This is a genomic window from Pseudomonas sp. PB106 (genome assembly GCF_009764645.1).
Classification (GTDB): Bacteria; Pseudomonadota; Gammaproteobacteria; order Pseudomonadales; family Pseudomonadaceae; genus Aquipseudomonas.
Genome location: NZ_RWIM01000015.1, coordinates 50,626 through 71,633, shown reverse-complemented (window position 1 = coordinate 71,633; position 21,008 = coordinate 50,626). Strand labels below are relative to the sequence as shown.

23 protein-coding genes are annotated in these 21,008 nt (G+C 59.7%); 10 read left to right on the top strand and 13 right to left on the bottom strand.

Features of this window, described 5'->3' with window-relative positions:
• Positions 1–59: 59 nt before the first annotated feature.
• Entirely contained in the window at positions 60–1,346 is a 1,287-nt protein-coding gene (locus EJA71_RS02635) for an MFS transporter (RefSeq protein ID WP_158954054.1), read from the bottom strand.
• A gap of 160 nt (positions 1,347–1,506) precedes the next feature.
• Between EJA71_RS02635 and EJA71_RS02630 the strand changes: the two genes are divergently transcribed.
• On the top strand, positions 1,507–2,421 hold the full coding sequence (locus EJA71_RS02630) for a LysR family transcriptional regulator (RefSeq protein ID WP_158954052.1): 915 nt from the start codon (positions 1,507–1,509) through the stop codon (positions 2,419–2,421).
• Between the two features lie 122 nt (positions 2,422–2,543).
• Here EJA71_RS02630 and EJA71_RS02625 read toward each other — a convergent pair whose 3' ends face one another.
• The 3 genes from EJA71_RS02625 to EJA71_RS02615 are packed head-to-tail and all read right to left on the bottom strand — an operon-like array spanning position 2,544 to position 4,388.
• Positions 2,544–3,086 carry a DUF2937 family protein gene (locus EJA71_RS02625; RefSeq protein WP_158954050.1) on the bottom strand — a complete coding sequence of 181 codons (543 nt, stop codon included), beginning with the start codon at positions 3,084–3,086 and terminating at the stop codon, positions 2,544–2,546.
• Between the two features lie 12 nt (positions 3,087–3,098).
• On the bottom strand, positions 3,099–3,875 hold the full coding sequence (locus EJA71_RS02620) for a class II glutamine amidotransferase (protein WP_122591730.1): 777 nt from the start codon (positions 3,873–3,875) through the stop codon (positions 3,099–3,101).
• Positions 3,876–3,890: 15 nt separating this feature from the next.
• The gene (locus EJA71_RS02615; protein ID WP_158954048.1) at positions 3,891–4,388 is read right to left on the bottom strand and encodes an MFS transporter; all 498 of its coding nucleotides are present in this window, start codon (positions 4,386–4,388) and stop codon (positions 3,891–3,893) included.
• Between the two features lie 226 nt (positions 4,389–4,614).
• Between EJA71_RS02615 and EJA71_RS02610 the strand changes: the two genes are divergently transcribed.
• Positions 4,615–6,669 (top strand): S9 family peptidase, encoded by a 2,055-nt coding sequence (locus EJA71_RS02610; RefSeq protein WP_158954046.1) that lies wholly within the window; start codon positions 4,615–4,617, stop codon positions 6,667–6,669.
• 201 nt (positions 6,670–6,870) lie between these two features.
• Positions 6,871–7,344, top strand: coding sequence for a Crp/Fnr family transcriptional regulator (locus tag EJA71_RS02605; protein ID WP_158954044.1), 474 nt, complete (start codon positions 6,871–6,873; stop codon positions 7,342–7,344).
• On the opposite strand, the gene EJA71_RS02600 is transcribed toward EJA71_RS02605, so the two are convergent.
• Positions 7,341–7,625: a hypothetical protein gene (locus EJA71_RS02600; protein WP_158954042.1), complete on the bottom strand. Its 285-nt coding sequence runs from the start codon at positions 7,623–7,625 to the stop codon at positions 7,341–7,343. The genes EJA71_RS02605 and EJA71_RS02600 overlap by 4 nt on opposite strands.
• Before the next feature lie 80 nt (positions 7,626–7,705).
• Here EJA71_RS02600 and EJA71_RS02595 point away from each other — a divergent pair, with 80 nt between their 5' ends.
• The 4 genes from EJA71_RS02595 (at position 7,706) to EJA71_RS02580 (ending at position 9,874) form a co-directional block, all read left to right on the top strand.
• Positions 7,706–8,392 (top strand): spermidine synthase, encoded by a 687-nt coding sequence (locus EJA71_RS02595; RefSeq protein WP_064388416.1) that lies wholly within the window; start codon positions 7,706–7,708, stop codon positions 8,390–8,392.
• 48 nt (positions 8,393–8,440) lie between these two features.
• A complete protein-coding gene (locus EJA71_RS02590; protein WP_158954040.1) occupies positions 8,441–8,812 on the top strand; it encodes a YajD family HNH nuclease in 372 nt (123 codons plus the stop codon).
• Between the two features lie 132 nt (positions 8,813–8,944).
• Positions 8,945–9,415: an RNA methyltransferase gene (locus tag EJA71_RS02585; protein ID WP_007911337.1), complete on the top strand. Its 471-nt coding sequence runs from the start codon at positions 8,945–8,947 to the stop codon at positions 9,413–9,415.
• An 81-nt stretch (positions 9,416–9,496) separates the two neighbouring features.
• Positions 9,497–9,874 (top strand): DUF2892 domain-containing protein, encoded by a 378-nt coding sequence (locus tag EJA71_RS02580; protein ID WP_158954038.1) that lies wholly within the window; start codon positions 9,497–9,499, stop codon positions 9,872–9,874.
• A gap of 86 nt (positions 9,875–9,960) precedes the next feature.
• On the opposite strand, the gene EJA71_RS02575 is transcribed toward EJA71_RS02580, so the two are convergent.
• Positions 9,961–11,190 carry a hypothetical protein gene (locus tag EJA71_RS02575; RefSeq protein ID WP_158954036.1) on the bottom strand — a complete coding sequence of 410 codons (1,230 nt, stop codon included), beginning with the start codon at positions 11,188–11,190 and terminating at the stop codon, positions 9,961–9,963.
• Positions 11,191–11,225: 35 nt separating this feature from the next.
• A complete protein-coding gene (locus EJA71_RS02570; protein WP_095119093.1) occupies positions 11,226–11,675 on the bottom strand; it encodes a YcgN family cysteine cluster protein in 450 nt (149 codons plus the stop codon).
• A gap of 165 nt (positions 11,676–11,840) precedes the next feature.
• Here EJA71_RS02570 and EJA71_RS02565 point away from each other — a divergent pair, with 165 nt between their 5' ends.
• Positions 11,841–12,434, top strand: coding sequence for a nitroreductase family protein (locus tag EJA71_RS02565; protein ID WP_158954034.1), 594 nt, complete (start codon positions 11,841–11,843; stop codon positions 12,432–12,434).
• 89 nt (positions 12,435–12,523) lie between these two features.
• Here the strand turns inward: EJA71_RS02565 and EJA71_RS02560 are convergent, their stop codons facing one another.
• The 4 genes from EJA71_RS02560 to EJA71_RS02545 form a co-directional block, all read right to left on the bottom strand.
• On the bottom strand, positions 12,524–13,456 hold the full coding sequence (locus tag EJA71_RS02560) for a D-2-hydroxyacid dehydrogenase (RefSeq protein WP_158954032.1): 933 nt from the start codon (positions 13,454–13,456) through the stop codon (positions 12,524–12,526).
• Positions 13,457–13,561: 105 nt separating this feature from the next.
• On the bottom strand, positions 13,562–13,855 hold the full coding sequence (locus tag EJA71_RS02555; RefSeq protein ID WP_158954030.1) for a YcgL domain-containing protein: 294 nt from the start codon (positions 13,853–13,855) through the stop codon (positions 13,562–13,564).
• Positions 13,852–14,985 (bottom strand): ribonuclease D, encoded by a 1,134-nt coding sequence (gene rnd, locus EJA71_RS02550; RefSeq protein WP_158954028.1) that lies wholly within the window; start codon positions 14,983–14,985, stop codon positions 13,852–13,854. Before rnd ends, EJA71_RS02555 begins: the two co-directional genes overlap by 4 nt.
• 164 nt (positions 14,986–15,149) lie before the next feature.
• Positions 15,150–16,799 carry a phosphoethanolamine transferase gene (locus EJA71_RS02545; protein WP_158954026.1) on the bottom strand — a complete coding sequence of 550 codons (1,650 nt, stop codon included), beginning with the start codon at positions 16,797–16,799 and terminating at the stop codon, positions 15,150–15,152.
• Between the two features lie 415 nt (positions 16,800–17,214).
• On the opposite strand from EJA71_RS02545, the gene EJA71_RS02540 reads away from it, so the two are divergent.
• Positions 17,215–18,408, top strand: coding sequence for a cyanate transporter (locus EJA71_RS02540; protein WP_158954024.1), 1,194 nt, complete (start codon positions 17,215–17,217; stop codon positions 18,406–18,408).
• A 176-nt stretch (positions 18,409–18,584) separates the two neighbouring features.
• Positions 18,585–19,520, top strand: a complete 936-nt coding sequence (locus tag EJA71_RS02535) for a LysR family transcriptional regulator (protein ID WP_158954022.1) — start codon at positions 18,585–18,587, stop codon at positions 19,518–19,520.
• A 3-nt stretch (positions 19,521–19,523) separates the two neighbouring features.
• Here EJA71_RS02535 and EJA71_RS02530 read toward each other — a convergent pair whose 3' ends face one another.
• Both EJA71_RS02530 and EJA71_RS02525 read right to left on the bottom strand, forming a co-directional pair.
• Positions 19,524–19,889, bottom strand: coding sequence for a 5-carboxymethyl-2-hydroxymuconate Delta-isomerase (locus EJA71_RS02530; RefSeq protein ID WP_158954020.1), 366 nt, complete (start codon positions 19,887–19,889; stop codon positions 19,524–19,526).
• Positions 19,890–20,057: 168 nt separating this feature from the next.
• The gene (locus tag EJA71_RS02525) at positions 20,058–20,978 is read right to left on the bottom strand and encodes a LysR substrate-binding domain-containing protein (RefSeq protein ID WP_158954018.1); all 921 of its coding nucleotides are present in this window, start codon (positions 20,976–20,978) and stop codon (positions 20,058–20,060) included.
• Between the last annotated feature and the right edge of the window lie 30 nt (positions 20,979–21,008).

The following is a 21,008-nucleotide window of genomic DNA, read 5'->3' as shown; positions in this document are numbered from 1 at the left end:
TGAACACTCCTGTAGGGCTTGTCTTTTTATCTGTAGGACTTTGCAACGCAGGTTATCAGTTACTGCGCATCGAGTTGCTTGCCACGGGTTTCCGGCAAGCTCAACGCCGCGATAATCACCACGCCGTAAGACACCGCCGCAAAGGCGCCAATGCCGACGCTCAATGGCACTTTCTGGCTAAGCAGGCCGATCAGCAGCGGGAACAATGCCGCCAGTGCCCGACCGATGTTGTAGCAAAAGCCCTGCCCCGAACCGCGAATCCGTGTAGGAAACAGCTCAGTCAGAAACGCGCCCATGCCGCTGAAGATCCCCGAGGCGAAGAAGCCCAGCGGGAAGCCCAGCCACAGCATCACGCCATTGCTGACCGGCAGTTGCGTATACAGCAGAACGATGGTGAACGAGCCGACCGCGAACAGGATGAAGTTCTTTTTCCGGCCGAGCAGATCGGTCAGGTAGGCGCTGATCACGTAACCGACGTAGGAGCCGACAATCACCATCGCCAGATACCCGCCAGTGCCGAGCACGCTCAAGCCGCGTTCATTTTTCAGGAAGGTCGGCAGCCAGGACGTGATCGCGTAGTAACCACCGAGGGCGCCAGTGGTCAGCAGTGAAGCGCGGAACGTGGTGAAGAGCATGCCGGGCGCGAAGATCTCGTAGAACTTCGATTGGTTTTCCGGCGTCTGCTGAGCCTTGGCTTCGCGATAGATCTCCGGATCCTTGACCAGTCGACGGACGAAAATCACGAAAATCGCCGGCACGATGCCGAGAATGAACAGCGCGCGCCAGGCATCCTCCGGCGGCAACACGGAAAACAGCAGCGCATACAGAATCGCCGTCAGCCCCCAACCCAGCGCCCACCCGGATTGCACCATGCCCACCGCTTTGCCGCGATCCTTGGCGCGGATCACCTCGCCGATCAACACCGCGCCGGCGGTCCACTCGCCGCCGAAACCGAAGCCCATCAAGGTGCGAGCGATCAGCAGTTGTTCGTAGTTCTGCGCGAAACCGCAGAGGAAAGTGAAGAAGGCAAACCACAGCACCGTCAGTTGCAACGTGCGTACACGACCGATGCGGTCAGAAAGAATCCCGGCGACCCAGCCGCCAATTGCTGAAGCAATCAAGGTGCTGGTGTGAATCAGCCCGGCCTCGCCAGTGGTGATGCCCCACATCGCAATCAGCGTCGGCACGACGAAGCTGAGCATCTGCGTGTCCATGCCGTCCAGACCGTAGCCGATCTTGCAGCTCCAGAACGTGCGGCGCTCCTGCTGGTTGATGTTGCGATACCAGTCGAACGGCCCGGGACGCGCCGCTGCCGGGGATGCTTCAAGGGTGTCGGGAGCACTCATGGCTTATCTCCGCAGGTTTTTTTATTGGTCTTGTTCGTAGCCCCGACGACGCCTATCGTGGGGACCGCATGCGTCGATTTTTCGTCGCGCGGCCCTCTCGCGTCCAACGAATAAAAACCCGCCTTAGCCATAAGAAAAATTTGTCACCCGAGCCTTGCCCATGAACCTGAAGTTTCTCGAGACCTTTGTCTGGGTCGCCCGCCTGAAGAGTTTTCGCCTGACCGCCGACAAGCTGTTCACCACCCAGGCGTCGATTTCCAGCCGCATTGCAGTGCTGGAAGGCGAGCTGGGGGTGAAGCTGTTTTTACGCGATTCACGCGGCGTCAGCCTGACGCCCGAAGGCTTGAAAGTGCTGGACTACGCCGAGCAGATGCTCGACACCATGTCGGCGCTCAAGCAATCGATCGAGACCCGTTCGAGCAAGGTTGGCCGCGTGCGCATCGGCGTGATGGACACGGTGATTCACACCTGGCTAAGCCCACTGGTGGCGCACATGACCGACCTTTATCCACGGGTGGAAATCGAGCTGGTGGCAGATACCTCGCTGAACCTCTGCGATCAGCTGCAAAAAGGTTTCCTCGACATCGTTCTGCAGACCGATCTGGTACGCCATGAAAGTGTGCGCAGTCTGGAACTGGCCAGCCATCCGCTGGGCTGGATCGTCGCCAGCAATTCGATCTACAACCGCGACTACGCCGACCTCGCCGAACTGGCGCAGGAACGCATCATTACCTACTCGAAAAACTCCCGGCCGCATCAGGATCTGTTGGCGTTGATGCAGGCCAACGGCGTGTTGGCGCCGCGCTTGAATTGTGTGAACTCGGTGTCGGCGATCACCCGGTTGTTGCGCGATGGATTTGGTATTGGCGTGCTACCGCCGGTGTTGGTGGCTGAGGAGTTGGCGCGAGGGGAACTGACTTTACTGGCGATTGATCAGCGGCCACCGAATTTGCAGGTGGTGGTCTCGTGGCGGGTCGGCGTGGAATGGGTCGAAGAGATTGTGACGTTGTGTCAGCAGGTGTTGGCGGATTATGCGCAGAAGGTGGGCAAGGGTTTCATCACCCTTACCGCGTGATCGTTCCCACGCTCCGCGTGGGAATGCAGCCCGGGACGCTCCGCGTCCCTTCCAAGCCGAACGCGGAGCGTCCGTTGAGGCATTCCCACGCAGAGCGTGGGAACGATCATCCTGCGCTGATCTTAGAGGCCGCGCACGTCGCGATCTTCAATCGGCCGGCTCTGGCGCAAACGCTTGCCGCCGAGCACCACCCAGTCGATCAGGCGGAACAGGCATTCGATCCCGAACGACAGCAACAAAGCGCCGCTCATGCCCCAGATCATCGCCTCCGGGGTCAGCAGAATCTGATAGCTGTAGCCGTTCCAGGTTTCCTTGCGAATGTCCGGATCTGCCGCCAGCACCACTTGCAGGAAGCGGATATACCACGGCCCCTGCATCGCCTGGAACTGTTTATCCAGCGCAAGCTGACGTGTAAGCAAGGTGTTCAGACTGTCGGCATCGCTGCGAAAAATCGGATCCTCACTGGCACGGTAATGCGCCACCAGCGCCTGCATATCGCCCTTGAAAAACTGTTCGGCAGTGCCCTGGAAGCCGCGCAAACCGGTCTGCGCCTCGATCAGATGCGCCTCGACCCGTTTCGCGTAATCGTTGATGAACCCCGGCACCTGGACACCGATCAACAGGCCCGCCGCAAACAACACCAGCCGTAGATAACTGAGCAACATGGGGTGCAATCCTTATTCGGTCTTGCCTTGGCTGACGCATTCGCCGCGTCGCCACAGGCTCCATTGGCCCGGTTCGTAGCGGGTCCAGGTTTCGTTTTCGGTCAACGGTTCGGTGGCGATCACCGTCACCACATCGTTGGGCGTGGTTTCAGCCTGGAAATCGACAATCACGTCGACATCCTTGAGCCGCGCCGGGCCGAACGGTGCGCGCCGGGTGATCTGTGCGAGTTTGGTCGAGCAATAGCAGAACAGCCAGTCGCCATCGCTGAGCAGGCAGTTGAACACGCCTTTGCTGCGGTATTCGGCGCAGGCTGCGACCAGATCCGGCAGCAACTCTTCTACTTCGACCGGTTCCGGAAAGGCTGCACGTACGCGGTTAAGCAAATCGCAGAACGCCGCCTCGCTGTCGGTATCGCCGACCGGGCGGTAGAAACTCTTGATCGGGGTGAAGTCGGCGAGCTGGCCGTTGTGCGCGAAGCACCAGTTGCGGCCCCACAGTTCGCGGACGAACGGGTGGGTGTTGGACAGGCAGACCTTGCCGACGTTGGCTTGACGGATGTGGCCGATGACCACTTCGCTCTTGATCGGATAACGCTGCACCAGATTGGCGACTTCCGACTCACAACTGGCGGCTGGGTCCTGAAACAGACGCAAGCCACGCCCTTCATAGAACGCGATGCCCCAGCCGTCGCGGTGCGGGCCGGTGCGCCCACCGCGCTGCATCAGGCCGGTGAAGCTGAACACGATATCGGTCGGCACGTTGGCACTCATGCCCAGTAATTCACACATGTGCGGACTCTCGGGTTACAGACGCGGCTCGACCCGCATGCGCTGCGGATTACTTGGCACCGGTGGGCGACCGTAACGGTCATCACCGGCACCGCCGAAGGGCTGATCGTCGTCGCGATCATCGGCGCGGGCTGCAGCTTTGGCGGCTTCGGCCTGTTCACGACGGGCGCGGGAAGAGCGTTCGATCGGGAAACGAATCAGCACGAAGATCAGGTAAATGCCGAACGCAATCATGCCGTACATGAACAGATCGGAAATCGCCCGCCAGGCGTTGTTGCCGACCTTGAAGGCCAGGTCCAGCGCAGTGATGGCGATGGACGGCGCAACCTTGGCTTTCACCGGGTCAATGATGGTCGGGCTGAACAGCAACACCGCCATCAGCACGCGCAGCGGCTCGCGCAACCAGCGCCACATCCAGGTAGTCAGGCGCATCCATACCAACAGGCAGCCCACAGCGGCAAAGGCGTAGAGGCCCCAGGCGATCAGATAGTCGTTCTCGGTCATGGTGTCCATGGCAAGGCAGGCAAAGAGGCGCTTATAGTAACGACTTTTCGCCCGCCCGGCTTGTCCCAATAGACACACGACCTGTAGGAGTGAGCCTGCTCGCGATGACGGACTGCCAGACAACATTGATGTTGAAGCTGCCGGCCTCATCGCGAGCAGGCTCACTCCTACAGAGGTTGCAGTGATAGCCAGATCCGCGAAAACCCCTATTCCGTACATTGTCCGAGAGCCTTCCATGCCCCAATCCGCCAACGCCATCAGTGCCCCGATTGCCCGCAAGGCTGCCGGTGCCGACCCGTATGCCTGGCTGCAGGAGCGCGACACCGATGCGGTGCTCGATTACCTCAAGGCCGAAAACGCTTACCAGGAAGCGCAAACCGCCGATCAGGCCGAACTGCGCGAAACCCTGTTCGATGAGATCAAGGGCCGGATTCTGGAAACCGACCTGTCCCTGCCGTCGCCATGGGGCCCGTATCTGTATTACACCCGCACGACCGCAGGCGACGAATACGCCCGGCACTACCGCTGCCCGCGCCCGGCGGACGACAGCCTGACCCTCGATGAAAGCCGCGAGCAATTGCTGCTCGACCCGAATGTGCTGGCCAATGGCGGCTTCTTCTCGCTGGGCGCCTTCAGCATCAGCCCCGATCACCAGCGTTTGGCCTACAGCGTCGACGCGGCGGGGGATGAGATCTACACGCTGTTCGTTAAAGAGCTGTCCAACGACAAAGTCAGCGAACTGGAATTCGAAGACTGCGACGGCAGCATGACTTGGGCCAACGACAGCCTGACCCTGTTTTTCGGCGTACTCGACGACACGCACCGCCCACACAAACTGTTCCGCTATCGCCTCGACGGCACCGCGGCGGAAGAAGTATTCAACGAGCCGGACGGGCGTTTCTTCCTGCATTGCTACCGCTCCAGTTCCGAGCAGCAATTGCTGTTGTCGCTGGGCAGCAAGACCACCAGCGAAGTCTGGGCGCTCGACGCCAATCAGCCGCATCTGCCGTTCACTTGCCTGGCGCCGCGCGTCGAAGACCACGAATACGATGTCGATCACGGCCTGCTCAATGGTGCGTGGACGTGGTTTATCCGCACCAATCGCGACGGGATCAACTACGCGTTGTATCAAGCGCCGGACACCGGCACTGCGCCGACCGAAGCCGACTGGCAGAACCTGATCCCGCACAGCGACACGGTGATGCTCGATGGCGTGAGCCTCAACACCGAGGCCATGACCCTGAGCCTGCGCGAAGGTGGCCTGCCGATCATCGAAGTGCACCCACAAGGCTTGGCGCCGTATCGCGTGCAATTGCCGGACGCGGCCTACAGCCTCTACGTGCAAAACAGCCTGGAATTCGAGAGCGACCGCATTCGTCTGCGCTATGAAGCCTTGAATCGCCCAGCGCAAGTTCGCCAATTGATTCTCGCTGGCGGCGAGCAGAGTGTGCTCAAGGAAACCCCGGTGCTCGGCCCGTTCGACGCCGACGCTTACGTCAGCCAGCGCCTGTGGGCGACCGCGCCGGACGGCACCCAAGTGCCGATCAGCCTGGTGATGAAACGCGAAATGCTCGGCAAGCCAGTGCCGCTGTATCTGTACGGCTATGGTGCTTATGGCTCCAGCCTGGATCCGTGGTTTTCCCACGCGCGCCTGAGTTTGCTCGATCGCGGCATGGCCTTTGCCATCGCCCACGTTCGTGGCGGCGGCGAGCTGGGCGAAGCCTGGTATCGCGCCGGCAAGCAGGAACACAAGCACAACACCTTCAGCGACTTCATTGCCTGCGCCGAGTTTCTGATCCTCAACGGCATCACCGCGGCAGAAAAACTGGCGATCAGCGGTGGCAGCGCCGGTGGTTTGATGATTGGCGCGGTGCTCAACCAGCGCCCGGATCTGTTCGGCGTGGCGATTGCCGAGGTGCCGTTCGTCGACACCCTCAACACCATGCTCGACCCGGAGTTGCCACTGACCGTCACCGAGTACGACGAGTGGGGCAATCCTGAAGAGCCAGAGGTTTACGAACGGATCAAGGCTTACGCGCCGTACGAAAACGTCAGTGCGCAGGATTATCCGCCGACGCTGGTCATCGCCGGCTACAACGACAGCCGCGTGCAATATTGGGAAGCGGCGAAGTGGGTGGCGAAACTGCGCGCGAGCAAAACCGACGACAACGTCCTGCTGCTCAAGACTGAACTGGGCGCAGGACACGGCGGGATGAGCGGGCGTTATCAGGGATTACGTGACGTAGCGCTCGAATACGCATTTGTTTTCAGGGTTTTGGGCCTGGCCTGAGGAACTCCTTCGGTCACTTGGGTCTTAATTCCAGACCCAAGAGGCCGATACCCCACAGATCCCGTGTAGGAGCTGCCGCAGGCTGCGATCTTTTGATTTTGATTTTTTCAAAAGCAGGATCAAAAGATCGCAGCCTTCGGCAGCTCCTACACGGGGACTGTGTGAAGCCTGAAACAGTGAAAACAAAAAGACCGTGACGACATGTCAGAACCGACCTTCCTGAACAACGAAATCCGCGACTGGCTGATGGACTGTGGCCTGTTCGATCAATTGCAACTGGCCGACTTCGCGGCAGCTTCCGGCTATTTCAGCATCAGCACCGTGGCTGAGGGCGAGGCGATTTTCCGCGAGGGCGATGCCGGCAGTTTCATGTGCATCCTCCACACCGGCCAGGTCGCCGTGCAGAAAACCGGGCCCGATGGTCAGGTGATCACCATGGCCACCCTGCGCAGCGGTCGCGCATTCGGTGAAATGGCCGTGCTCGATGGCGAGCGCCGCTCGGCCAGCTGCATCGCCGCGAGCAACTGCCAGTTGCTCAACCTCGGCAAAGACTCACTGGAAAAAATGCTCAACGACGCGCCGAAGATCGCCGCGAAGATCATCCGCGCCCTCGCCGTTTCCTTGTCGAAACGCCTGCGCATGGCCGACGGCCAATTGGCCGCGCAGCAGGTTTAACCGCCGGGGGATTTCGCCTTGCTACCGTTTGGCTCAATACCCGGCACCGGCTGATCCTTGCTCGGCGGGCTGGGCATCTCGATCGGCACCAGCGGCGGGCTGCCACTGCCGGCGCCCGACTTGGGAATATTGATCGGCGTAATCTGCGGATACGGCGTTGGGGTCGCGGTGCCGGGCGAGCCGGGTTGCGGCGCCGGGCTGACCGGAATCGTCTGTTGCGCCTGCACTGCAGTAATCGAGAGCGCGGCCAAGGCAATGACCGTTAGAATGGTGCGCTTCATCAAGGGCTCCGTTTGGCCTCTAGTCTGCGCTCAGGCTACTCCCAACGGGCCTGCTTGCCTTCCCCCTTGTAGAGATTTCCATGAAACGTTTCGTTCTGCTCGACACCACCCCGATCCCTGAAAGCGGCGGTGCCCTGTGCCTGTTCGAGTATGGCGAGGATTTCGTCATCAAAATCCAGGGCGGCGACGGCGGGCAATTGATGAACACGCGCATGCACGGCTCCGAAGACGCACTGGCGGAAATTCCGTGCCGCAAGGTCGCCGGCCGACCGGATTCGCGGGTACTGATCGGCGGTTTGGGCATGGGCTTCACCCTCGCCTCCGCGCTCAAGCACCTGGGCAAAAGCGCCGAAGTGGTGGTTGCGGAGCTGGTACCCGGCGTGGTCGAGTGGAACCGCGGCCCGCTCGGGGAAAAGTCCGGTCGCCCGCTGCTCGATCCGCGCACGGTGATCCGTCAGGAAGACGTGGCCAAGGTGCTGCAAAGCGAGCCGAACGGTTTCGACGCGATCATGCTTGATGTCGACAATGGCCCTGAAGGTCTGACGCAGAAGGCCAACAGTTGGCTGTATTCCGCCGCGGGTCTGAATGCCTGCGCCAAAGCGTTGCGTCCGAAAGGCGTGCTCGCCGTATGGTCGGCCAGCGCTGATCGGCTGTTTTCCGACAAATTGAAGAAGGCCGGTTTCAAGGCCGAAGAAGTCCAGGTCTTCGCCCACGGCAACAAGGGCACGCGCCACACGATCTGGATTGCCGAGAAGCTCAAGGGCTGAGCTAAACTCTGCGCATAACCGTCATTAGTCTTTTACAAAGGTGAACCCATGAGTTCGACCACCCCAACCAACACGTCGAAGCTGGATCGCATCCTCGCCGACAACCAGCGCGACAAGGAAATGGGCTACCGCGACAAAGCCCTGAAGATGTACCCGCACGTTTGTGGCCGCTGCGCCCGTGAGTTTTCCGGCAAGCGCCTGAGCGAACTGACCGTGCACCACCGCGACCATAACCACGACAACAACCCGCAAGACGGCTCGAACTGGGAGCTGTTGTGCCTGTACTGCCACGACAACGAACATTCGCGTTACACCGACCAGCAGTATTTCGGTGACGGCTCGCTGAGCACGCCGAAGATCGCCAAGGCGACGCATAACCCGTTTGCCGCGTTGGCCGGGTTGATGAAGAAAGAAGATTAAAAAGCAAAAGATCGCAGCCTTCGGCAGCTCCTACAGGGTGTACGCCATCAAAATGTAGGAGCTGCCGAAGGCTGCGATCTTTTGATCTTATCCCCGTATAATCGCCCTCTTTTTCCCGAAGGCACCCCGCTCGTGGCAGACAAACGGTACAGCTGCATTGGTTTGTATAACCCCAAGTCACCGGAGAACGTCGGTTCGGTGATGCGCGCCGCAGGCTGCTACGGCGTGGCGTCGGTGTTCTACACCGGCAAGCGTTATGAACGCGCCGCCGACTTCGTCACCGACACCAAGCGCGTGCACTACGACATCCCGCTGATCGGCATCGATGATCTGAAAAAGATCCTCCCGCTCAACTGTGTGCCGGTCGCCGTGGAACTGGTTGAGGGCGCCCGCCCGCTGCCGGAATACACCCACCCGGATCGCGCCCTGTACATCTTCGGCCCCGAAGACGGCTCGCTGGATAAAGAGATCCGCGACTGGTGCGAAGACGTCGTGTACATCCCGACCACCGGCTGCATGAACCTCGCCGCCACGGTCAACGTCGTGCTCTACGACCGTATGGCCAAAGGCCTGAACACCCGCTCCGGGCCAAAATTCCGCTGAAGCGTCGCACATCCGATGGAACAAGCTGACCGCTCTGGCAGTCAGCTTGTTTATCCATTACTCATTGCCTGGAGAAAGATCATGACCGAGCTCAAACGCGTCGAGCGTATCGAATCCACCCCGTTCCAGAGCCACCCCGAGCAAAACGTCGAAGGCTGGGAGCGCATCGGCTCGCTGGCCGGCGGCGTGATCATGGTCGGCAAAGGCCTGCGCCGTGGCGGTGTGTTCGGTCTGATTCAGGTGGCGATTGGCGGCGTGGCCATGGCCCGCGGAATCACCGGCCACAGCTCGATGAAAAGCCTGATCGAGAAGAGTCGTCAGGACATGAACAACGTGCGCGCCAAGATCGAGCGGGCCGGGGAAGAGTTGAGCAAGCTCAAGGCCAATGCCGAGGCGGCGACCAGCACCGCCACGGTGACCGGTAATGATTCGGTGAAATCGCCGAAAGCCGGGGTTTAAAAGCAAAAGATCGCAGCCTGCGGCAGCTCCTACATGTGGAATGCGTTTCCCCTGTAGGAGCTGCCGAAGGCCGCGATCTTTTGATCTTATTGCAGTAAATCGGTATCAAGAACTTTGGAGGACTCGCCCAGAACGCTCTCGGCCAGTTGCACAAACGTCTTGGTACTCACAGTCCCCAAATGCATCGCCCCTCGCAACACATCATCCAGCGAGCGCTTGTTACGCGTCTTCAGACGAATCTCGCGATCCAGCTCCTGCAGCAAAACGACCGCTTTCGCCACCTGCGCCGGGCTGATCTGCTCGCCGCGCAAAGTCGTGACTTTCTGGCTGTCCTTGACCAGTTTTGCCTGCAACGCCTGATAACGCTCATCGCTCATGCCGCCGGCGCGGCGCACCAATTCGATGGCGTAATACTCGGCAAACCCCTCGCTGATCCAGTCGCTACGCTGCTCGTCGTTGATCCGCCCGAACACCTGCGCCAGCTCGCGCACCAGCGCACTGCTGCCGCTTTCGCTGACCAGCGGCAACCGCGCATTCACGTAGATCGATTCGTGCGCGCCGAGGCTGCCGCGCCACATCGGGTCGCTGGCGCCGACAATCAACAGTTTGCTCGGATGGCGTGGATAAACCGCCTGCACCTGCGGCCAGACAAAGGTCAGCAGGGTCAGTACATCCATGCGGCGCATGCCCTGCCCTTGCGGCGAGGCCACGGTGACTTCGGTTTCGCCCAAACGCGTGCGGCGACTGCCGAGGTGGCCGGCGAGCATCCAGCCAGTCGGCCGGTCGAACAGGCGCGAGGGATTGTCGATGCGGAATTTGTTCTTGCCGATGCGTGGCCACGCGGTTTCGACGCTTTTCCAGCCATCGGGCAATTCGAATTGCAGGCGTGCGACCAGTTCGGTGCCGTCCTGTTGATCGAGTTTGGCGGGGGGCACCAATTCGTCACCGCGCATCAACGCCCAATTCGGGGTCATGCGCGTGTCGAAGCTGCCGTTCTTGCGCACATGACTGATGCGTACGCGGTAGGTCAGGCTGGCGTTGTCGCTGGCGGGACGCCACACCCCGCGCGCCGCTTTCCCCGGGGTCAGCAACCATTGGCCGTCGGCCTTGAAGTCGCTGTAATGGCTGCCGTCGCCAAGATCGAAATCAAGACTGCGCACCGCCTCGCCTTTGGCCAGGGTCAGGCGCACTTCGGCCTGATCGCTCTGCGGCAACAGGCGCACGTGATAATCCAGATCGACTTTCTTCGCCGCCCATGCCGGCGCGCTCAGCGCCAGCAGCGCAATCATCAATGCCCGCTGCAATCCGACAGCCATACACACTCCTTGATAAAGCTTGATTCGGTGGACGCTCAGCCCGCGCGGAAAATCAGGTGATCTTCCCAGTCATCTTCCGGCACGCTGCCCTCGGCGAGCATGCGCCCGGATTGGGAGATCCGCTCATGGTGCACGGCGTCGCGATCACCGCAGACCAAGTGGTGCCACAACGGCAGATCCTTGCCCTCGCTGACCAGTCGATAACCGCAGGTCGGCGGCAGCCATTTGAACTCTTCGGCCTGGCCCGGGGTGAGCTGGATGCAGTCCGGGACAAATTTGATGCGATTCGGGTAATCGCTGCACTGGCACGTGTTCAGGTCCAGCAGTTTGCAGGCGATGCGCGTGTAATACACGCTATTGTCTTCTTCATCCTCAAGCTTTTGCAGGCAGCACAGACCACAGCCGTCGCACAGCGATTCCCATTCCTGGTGATTCAGCTGATCGAGGGTTTTGCGTTTCCAGAACGGTTCGACTTCGGCGGCCATGGCTCAAGCATCAACATCAGGTGGTGAAAAGGCCGCCAGTCTAGTGCCCAAGGCGCGGCGGGCCAAGCGCTAGCGACTGCCGGTAAATCGCGCTTGTCAGCCCAATCGCCGCCAAGTAGGGTTTTGCCTCGAATTCATTAGTCAAACATAGCCAGGAATCTCTCGATGAGTGCCAATCCACGCGTTGCCGATTACGCTATTCACCCGCAGTTCACCGACCGCTGGTCGCCACGCGCCTTCACCGGTGAAGCGATCCCCGAAGAAACCCTGCTGAGTTTCTTCGAAGCAGCGCGTTGGGCACCGTCGGCGTACAACTCGCAGCCATGGCGTTTCCTTTACGCACGTCGCGATACGCCGAACTGGGAGCGTTACCTGGGTCTGCTCAATGAATTCAACCGCAGTTGGGCGCAACATGCGTCGGCGCTGGTGATCGTGATGTCGAAAACCAGCTTCACCGCACCGGGCGCCACTGAAGAAACCCCGGCGCTGTGGCACACCTTCGACACCGGTTCGGCTTGGGGTCATCTGGCGCTGCAAGCGAGCATCAGTGGCTGGCACACCCACGGCATGGCCGGGTTCGACCAGGAACTGACCCGCAAGGAGCTGAACATTCCTGAAGGTTATGCGCTGCATGCTGCCGTCGCTGTCGGCAAGCTGGGCGACAAGGCGACCCTGGCTGAATACCTGCAAGCCCGCGAAGAACCGAGCCCGCGCCGTCCGCTGAGCGAACTGGCGGCTGAAGGCGATTTCACCCTCTAAAAGCAAAAGATCGCAGCCTGCGGCAGCTCCTGAAGGGGAATATGTACACCTGTAGGAGCTGCCGAAGGCTGCGATCTTTTGATGTCAACTCAATAGCCGCGGTTGAAATCCACTTCCCCGCGCAACGCTTCACCCGCCTGATACGCCTTCAGGTTCTCGACAAACAGCTGCACCATCAACGCCGGTGACGTCGGCGCCGAGCTGTGCCCGGTCAGCAGCAAGCCCCACGCCGTCCAGAACGGGTGACGTTGCGGCAACGGTTCCTGACGGCAAACGTCGATCACCGCCCCCGCCAGATGCCCTTCCTTCAGCGCCTCGACCAGATCCGCATCAACCACTGCGACACCGCGCCCGGCGTTGATGAACAACCCGGTCGGCTTGAATTGCTTGAACAGCGCCGCGTCGTAGATATCGTGGGTGTGCTCAGTGTTAGGCAGCAGATTGACCACGTAATCCACCTCGCCGACCAGTCGCGGAAGATCCGCCATCGCACCGACCTCGACAAACGGCGCTTGCTCGCGGGCACTGCTGGCGATGCCGTACAACTCGACACCGAACGGTCGCAGGAACTGCGCCACGCTCTGGCCAATGTCACCGGTGCCGACGATCAACACCTTGCGCCCGACCAGGCTCTGGCCGGTGCGGTTATCCCATTTGCGCTCGACCTGGCTGACCAGCCGCGCCAACACTTCGCGCTCGTGGCCGAGGATGTAAGTGAGGACGTATTCAGCCATGACCTGGCCGAAGATCCCCACCGCGCGGGTCAAGCGGTAATCGCGACGCAAACCATCGGCGAGCAGCGGCGTGATGCCGGCCCAGGTCGATTGCAGCCATTGCGGTTGATGGCCCTGACGCAGCAGGGTCGCCAGCAGATCCGGTTGCCCCAGCCATACCGGGCAATCAGTCGCCTGTCGGGCCAGTTCGGCAGAGTCGCCACTGGTCAGCACTTCGAGCTCCGGCGCTGCCTGACGCAGCAGTCGGGCGTATATCGCGTGGTCATGTTCGGCAATCAGAACGCGCATCTTCAAACCTTTCGCAAACCGTGCAGAAGGCCGCCGGATTCAGGGCGGCCATCGCGGTAAAAACAGTTCCTGGGTTAACCAAGGCCCAGAACAGGGCCTCGCAGATCAGACCGGATCGTTGCGTCGCAACAACTCTTCCGGCAGGTGCTCGATGTACTCGTCCTCGGCCGGCGGCATTTGCAGGTGATAACCCTGCTTGTCGAGGTTTTCCAGCACCAGGACGATGTCTTCGCTGGCCAGTTTGCGCTCGGGCGAGAGCACCAGATCGAACGAATGCTTCGGTTTGCCGAAGGCCAGCATCAGCGCTTCCGGCACGCGTTCCAGCGCATCACTTTTGAGCACGTAAAGGTACATGCCGCTGCGCTTGGAGCTTTGGTAGATGGAGCAAATACGTTTCAAGGCTGTTCTCCGGCGGTGGTCAGGCTGTCGAGCAGCTTCTGACCCATGAGTTCGCGGCGCCAGCCACGCAACGACTCAGGCAATTGGTAAGGACCCTCGGGGTAGCCGCTTTTGACCAGGGCTTCGAGGGTTTTCTTGCGCAGCATCAGCTCCGGCGCGATGTCCAGGCGCTCAGCTTCGGCCTGACCGAGGGCGCGCAGTTGTTTGATCAACGTGGCGGCTTCGATCGGCAGCGGCTCCGGCACGGCAGGCGGCCATTGATCAGGCCCCACACTGCCAGAGCGCTTGATCAGATCAAGCAAAAACTGGCCGTCCTGACGCACGGTACGCGGGTGCATGTCTTCGATTTTGCCCAGTGCAGCAATGTTGTCCGGTTGCGTGCGCGCCAACGGCCACAGCGAATGCTCGCGGACGATGCGGTTGCGCGGCAGATCACGGGCGCGTGCTTGCGTTTCACGCCAGGCGCACAGTTCACGCAGGACGGCGAGTTGCGCACGGGAGAGTTTCCACGCCAGTTTGGCCTCGCGGTAAACCTCGTACGGATCGGTTTCGCGGCGCAGGTTGGCGACCAGTTCGGCGCCGTCCTCCAGCACCCAGGCGAATTTGTCGTCGGACAGTTTCGGACGCAGCTGTACGAACACTTCCGCCAAATGCACGGCATCTTCAGCGGCGTAGCTGATTTGCGTCTCTGATAACGGTCGCTGCAACCAGTCGGAACGGGTTTCACCCTTCGGCAATTCGATGCCGAGTACATTCTGTACCAGCCGCGAATAGCCCATCGAGAAACCGAGGTTGAGGTAGGCGGCCGCCAGTTGCGTGTCAAACAGCGGCGCCGGCAGGCTGCCGGTGAGGCGCAACAACACTTCGAGGTCTTCGCTGCAGGCGTGCAGGACTTTGAGCACCGCCGGGTTTTCCAGCAACGCGGCCAATGGCTGCCAGGCGTTGATGGTCAGCGGATCAATCAGGTAGGCGCGTTTGCCGTCGCCCACCTGCAACAGGCCGGCAATCGGGTAGAAGGTGTCGACCCGCATGAATTCGGTGTCGAGGGCAACGAACGGCAGTTGCTGCCACTCGGCGCAAAACTGCGCGAGGCTTTCGTTGTCGCGAATCCAGTGAATATCGATGGCCACACGGCTCTCCCTTGAAGAATGGCGCGCAGTATATATCGCCACCGGCGATTTACGCGCCTGCGAAGGGCAAGAGCTGTAACGAAATGTCCTGCCAGAGAGAAAGAATAGTCTGACAGCAGAAACAGACAGGCCTGTCATGTGTAGGAGCTGCCGAAGGGTGACGGTCAGTCCTTGGCCAGCACGCCGTCGATCACCGCCCCTCGGCAACCGGCAAACAGGTCCAGATCCGGTTGATACACCGAACTTTTGACCTCCAGCAGACCAAGCATCGAGTGAAACAGGTTGTCCTGACTCAACGGTTTGTCACGGCTCATTTGCAGGCAATGAGTGTCGACCGAGTAAGCCTTTTGATAGTTGTCAGAGAACCACGCCAGCATCGCCACATGCTTTTGTTGTTCTGGCGCCATCATGTAAGGCGTGCCGTGCAGGAACAGGTTGTACTCGCCCAGGGATTCCCCGTGATCCGACAGGTACAGCATGGCGGTATCGACTTTGTCCTGATTAGTGCGCAAGACATCGATCAGGCTCGACAACACATGGTCGGTGTAGACCAACGTGTTGTCGTAGCCATTGACGATACTTTCGCGACTGCAATTGTTCAGGGCGTTACTTTCACAGACCGGCGTGAAGTGTTCGTATTCTTTTGGATAACGCTTGAAGTACTCCGGGCCGTGACTGCCCATCTGGTGCAGAACCAGCACGGTGTCTTTGTCCAGGTGATCGATAAAGCTCTGCAAACCTTGCAAGAGGATTTCGTCGCGGCATTCGCTGTTGGCGCACAGTGCCGGGTCTTTCAAGTTGCTGACATCCTGCACGGTGACGCGATCGCAAGTGCCTTTGCAGCCGGACTGGTTGTCGCGCCAGATCACTTCAATACCCGCACGTTTGAGTACATCCAGCAGACCTTCTTCGTTCTTCGCCTTGCTGGCGTCGTAATCCTTGCGACCCATGTTGGAGAACATGCACGGCACTGACACAGCGGTTTCAGTGCCGCAGGAGTGCACATCGGTAAAGGCGATCAGCCCGGCTTCCTTGTCGAGTTGCGGCGTGGTATCGCGGTCGTAACCGAGGATCCCGAAGTTCTCGGCACGGGCACTTTCGCCCACCACCAATACCGTCAGGGATTTACGCGGCTGAAGTTTCACATCGGCATTGCGCTGTGCGTCTTCACCGATCTTGATGAAGGGTTGCTGGGCCGAGACCACCTGCTCACGCAGGTAACCGACCGAGGCGCCGATGTAATTGCTCGGCACCAACATCAAACGGATTTCATGGTGATTGCGAAACAATGAAGACAGGCCCTGATAGTTGGCCAACGCCACACCACCAATCACCGCTGCCGACGCCACACTCACGATAACTTTACTGAACAACTCGCGATGCCAGCGGCGATAATTGACTGGCACTTTCCAGAGTAACAACGACGGCACAACACCCAGAACCAAAATATAAGCAAACAACTTTAACGACAGCAGATCGCGGACTTCCGTCGCATTGGTTTCGGCAAAGTTACGGAACATGCCCGCATCAATCATCACGCCATATTGGCTCATAAAATAAGCCACGCCAGCGCTGATCATGAAGATCAGCATCAAGACCGGTTTAAGCAGCGGACGGAACGCCAAAAATGTCAGCACCATGTTGAAGGCTGCAAAGATCATCGCCCCGAAAGCCACGCGCATGGCGATGCCGTTGCCATCGGCCGCGGTGATGTCGAACAGGTGCTGCCAGAGCACGACATTGAAGCCGGTCAAAAGAAAGGCACTGGCAATCAACGTCACCCATTCCGGGCGCACGGCTTTTAACTTCAACATAGAGAAGGGCAATTCCTGAGAGAACAACCTTGGGCAATTATGAAAATGTCGTTTGTGAAAAATTCATTAACTAAGGCATGACAAACTTTAGGCAGGCAACCATCAATTTTTTGTGAAAAAGACGCCAACGATTAGTTGGTTTGCGGGAATGCCGTGAAACTTGCGAAGTATTTGAGAACGGTTCAGCTTTTATTCAGACTTTGACCTCTGACTACAACCTGTGAGAGTGAGCTTGCTCGCGAAGCCGTCAGGTCAGTCAATATTTGCGCTGGCTGATACGCCGCATTCGCGAGCAAGCTCGCTCCCACAGAGATTGAGTGATATCGAGTTTTTAAATACTGCTCGGGATTTTCTGGTTTGCCCGCCCCAAGTAGATCCGCGCCTAATCTCCAGCCCCTCGCCCAAAGGTCTGAAGATGAGAAACTCCCGTGCCACCGCCCGCCCTGCCGTCTGGCTGATGCTTGCCATCGTTCTGGTCGCACTCAACCTGCGCCCTTCGATGGCGGCAGTCGGGCCGCTGCTGTCGGCGATTCGCGACGATATCCCCTTGAGTTTCAGTCTCGCGTCACTGCTGACGATGCTGCCGGTGATGGCCATGGGACTGGCGATGTTTTTCGGCATCGGCATCAGTCGGCGACTGGGTGAACAGCGCACGGTCATGCTATCGCTGCTGGTGATTGGATTGGCGACGTTATCGCGGCTGTTCATCGACGCTGCCGCCGAGTTGATTGTCAGCGCAGTGCTGGCCGGGATCGGCATAGCGCTGATTCAGGCGTTGATGCCTGCGCTGATCAAATCACGCTTCCCCAACCACACGGCGCTCTGCATGGGGCTGTATGTCACGTCGATCATGGGCGGCGCAGCGCTTGCCGCCTCGTTCGCACCGATGGTGATGGTGCGCACCGGGAGTTGGCGCAGCGGTCTGGCCATCTGGGCGGTGCTCGCGTTGCCTGCGCTGGTGTTCTGGTGGTCGCAGCGCCGCAGTCTGTCAGCGACTGCTGCAACAGCGCGAAGGAAAGATTCGTTCTTCAACAATTCCCGCGCCTGGTTACTCGCGATCTTCTTCGGTCTGGGCACGGCGTCCTACACCTGTGTGCTCGCTTGGCTCGCGCCGTACTACGTGGAAAAAGGCTGGAGCGAACAAGATGCCGGGCTGGTGTTAGGTTTTCTGACAGCCATGGAAGTGATTTCCGGCCTGGTGGTGCCCGCCATCGCCAATCGCAGCCGCGACCGGCGCTCCGTACTGACGGTGCTAATTGGCCTGATCATCGCTGGTTTCTGCGGGCTGATTCTGAGCCCGCAGCACCTCAGCCTGCTCTGGCCGTGCTTGTTGGGTCTGGGCATCGGCGGGCTGTTTCCGATGAGCCTGATCGTTTCGCTGGACCACCTCGACAACCCGCAGCACGCTGGCGGCCTGACCGCGTTCGTACAAGGTATCGGCTATCTGATCGCCGGCCTGTCGCCGCTTCTGGCCGGGTTGATCCGAGACCGCCTGGGCAGCTTCGAATGGGCGTGGTGGTCATTGACGGCGGTGATGGTGATCATGGTGCTGATGGTCTGGCGCTTCGATCCCGGGCATTACGCACGACACTTCGGCTCACCTGACTAGAGGCCTCTGGCCATGTTTTAGCGCTTTATCAGGCGACGTCGTGTTGCTAAAACTTTCTGTCCCACAACTGTCCGTGAAATGCCCTACAGGGCTTTCTCCTGGCACCATCGTTCCGTTAGGATCGTTCGCACACGTTTGCGCGGATTCAGCGCAAGGAGCACAGCGAGACAGAACGGATGCTGAACAGTAACTTGCTTCGAAAGCTCGATATGCAGGACCTCATGGTGTTTATCGCCGTGTATGAACAAAGCAGCGTCACCGATGTTTCAGAAACGCTGTTTGTCAGCCAGTCGACCGTCAGTTACTGCCTGAAAAAACTGCGCACCAGTTTTGAAGACGAGTTGTTCATCAATACGCGCACCGGCATGCGTCCCACCTACAAGGCCAGCAGCATGTATGGCCATGTGCAGAAAATCCTCGAGAGCATCAACTTGTGCCACGCCGGCGCGCCGGCCTTCGATCCGACGCAACAAGCTGTCACGTTCAATATCTGTGCGCCGGAATACTTCGAGCAATTGATCTTGCCGCGTCTGTTGAAGCGTTTCGACTTCGACGATTTGCCGGTGATGGTCAACATGCACAAGTTTGAAACCGACGTACCGGCCGATGAGTTGCGCGATGGCAGCCTTGATCTGGTGATCAGCTTCGGGCCCAACTTCCATCGTAGCCACACCGATCTCAAGTCACGCATGCTGCTTGAGGACGATCTGGTCTGTGTGTTCGACAAGCGCGCCACGCCGCTGGAGCCGCGTCTGAGCCTGCAGGCGTTCACCGAACGCCGACATGTGTTCCCGACACCATGGACATCCAGCACCAATATGGTCGATGGCTGGCTGGCACGACAGGCGCGGAAGCGCCAGATCGTCGCGCGCTCGAACAGCTACAGCGCGGCGTTGAAAATGATCACCGGCACCGACTTCATCCTCACCCTGCCCCGGCGCATCCAGCGCTTACTGACCAACGAAGCGGTGTTTAATCACTGTGAGGCGCCGAACGGCTTGCCGGGGTTCACCCTCGACATGCAATGGAGCCAGAACGCCGATCAGGACAGCGCCAACGTCTGGCTGCGCGAGCAAGTGATCAAGGTCTGCAGCGAACTGCAAGACGCCTGAGTCCTACACGCTGATAGCGGCCTTGCTGTAGGACTCGCGATCAATGTCGACCAGTTCGACACACAACTGCACTTCGACGCCGGCCGGCCATTCGCAGACATCCTGCAACACCGCCAGCAAGCTTTGCGACAGCTGCTTCTTGATCTCCGGCGAACGCCCGCTGAGCAGCGCCAGCTTCACGTAAATGAAGGCGCGCTCGCTCATGGCGGTGCCGACCTTGAAGGTCTCGACCTTGACCGCGCGGCTTTTGATATCGAACTCCGCTGCAAACTGACCGGATCCCACCAACGTATTGTTGAGCCGGATCAACGCGACATCGGCGTTCAACTGCGGCAGGTTGGCGGTGTATTCCATGTGCAGGTGTGGCATCGGGAGGCTCCAGTCAGTCAGTGGGAAGTTCGTACATATACCACAAGCAGCTCAGCGCATTTTTCCCTGTAGGAGCTGTCGAGTGAAACGAGGCTGCGATCTTTTGATCCTGAGATTCAAAGATCAAAAGATCGCAGCGTGCCGCAGCTCCTACAGATGCGGTGTTGATCAGGACGGGATCACCGGCCGCTCACTCATGAAAGCTTCCAGCCTTGAACGCAACCAACGCTCGGCCGGATCGCTATCGACATGGCTGAGCCAGACCATCGACAGGTCCAGCGTCGGCGTCTTGAACGGAAACGGTTCCTTGAACAGCAACCCGGAAGTCGCCATGGCCGCCGCAGTGTAGTCCGGCAGGCTGGCGATCAGGTCGGTGCCGGCCAGCAATGCGGGCAAGGCACTGTATTGCGGCACCGACAGCACCACTTGGCGGGTGCGCCCCAACTCCGCCAGCCACTCGTCCGCGAAACCGCTGACATTCGCCGTATGCGAAACCAGTACGTGTGGCCGTGCGCAATATTCATCGAGGGTCAGCGGCGTATCGGACGCATCCGCGCGCAGGATGCTCGGCTGAATGTGCCGCAGCAGTTTACGTTTGGCATTGGCCGGCAGGCCACGGGTCTGACTGATGCCGACAGTAATATCACCAGCGGCGAGCAGATCGGGAATCCGCCAGTAATCGACATGCTGCACCACAAACACTACGTTCGGCGCTTCCTGGCGCAAGGCGCGTAACAGCGGCGGCAGCAAGCCGAACTCGACGTCATCGGACAGACCGATGCGAAAGGTCATGGTGCTGACGGCGGGATCGAAATCGCGGGTCAAGCTCAGCGCCACGGACAAGGAGTCCAGGGCCGGCTTGAGATGGCGGAAGATATCTTCAGCACGGGCGGTCGGCTCCATGCGATGGCCGACGCGGATGAACAGCGGATCGTTGAGCATGGTGCGCAAGCGGTTGAGCGCCGAGCTGATGGTCGGCTGGCCGAGAAACAGCTTCTCCGCCGCCCGGGTCACGTTGCGTTCGAGCATCAACGTCTCGAACACCACCATCAGGTTGATGTCAGCCTTGCGTAGTTCATTGCGATTCATCCATTGCTCCCCGATCCCCTGACTGCCCGC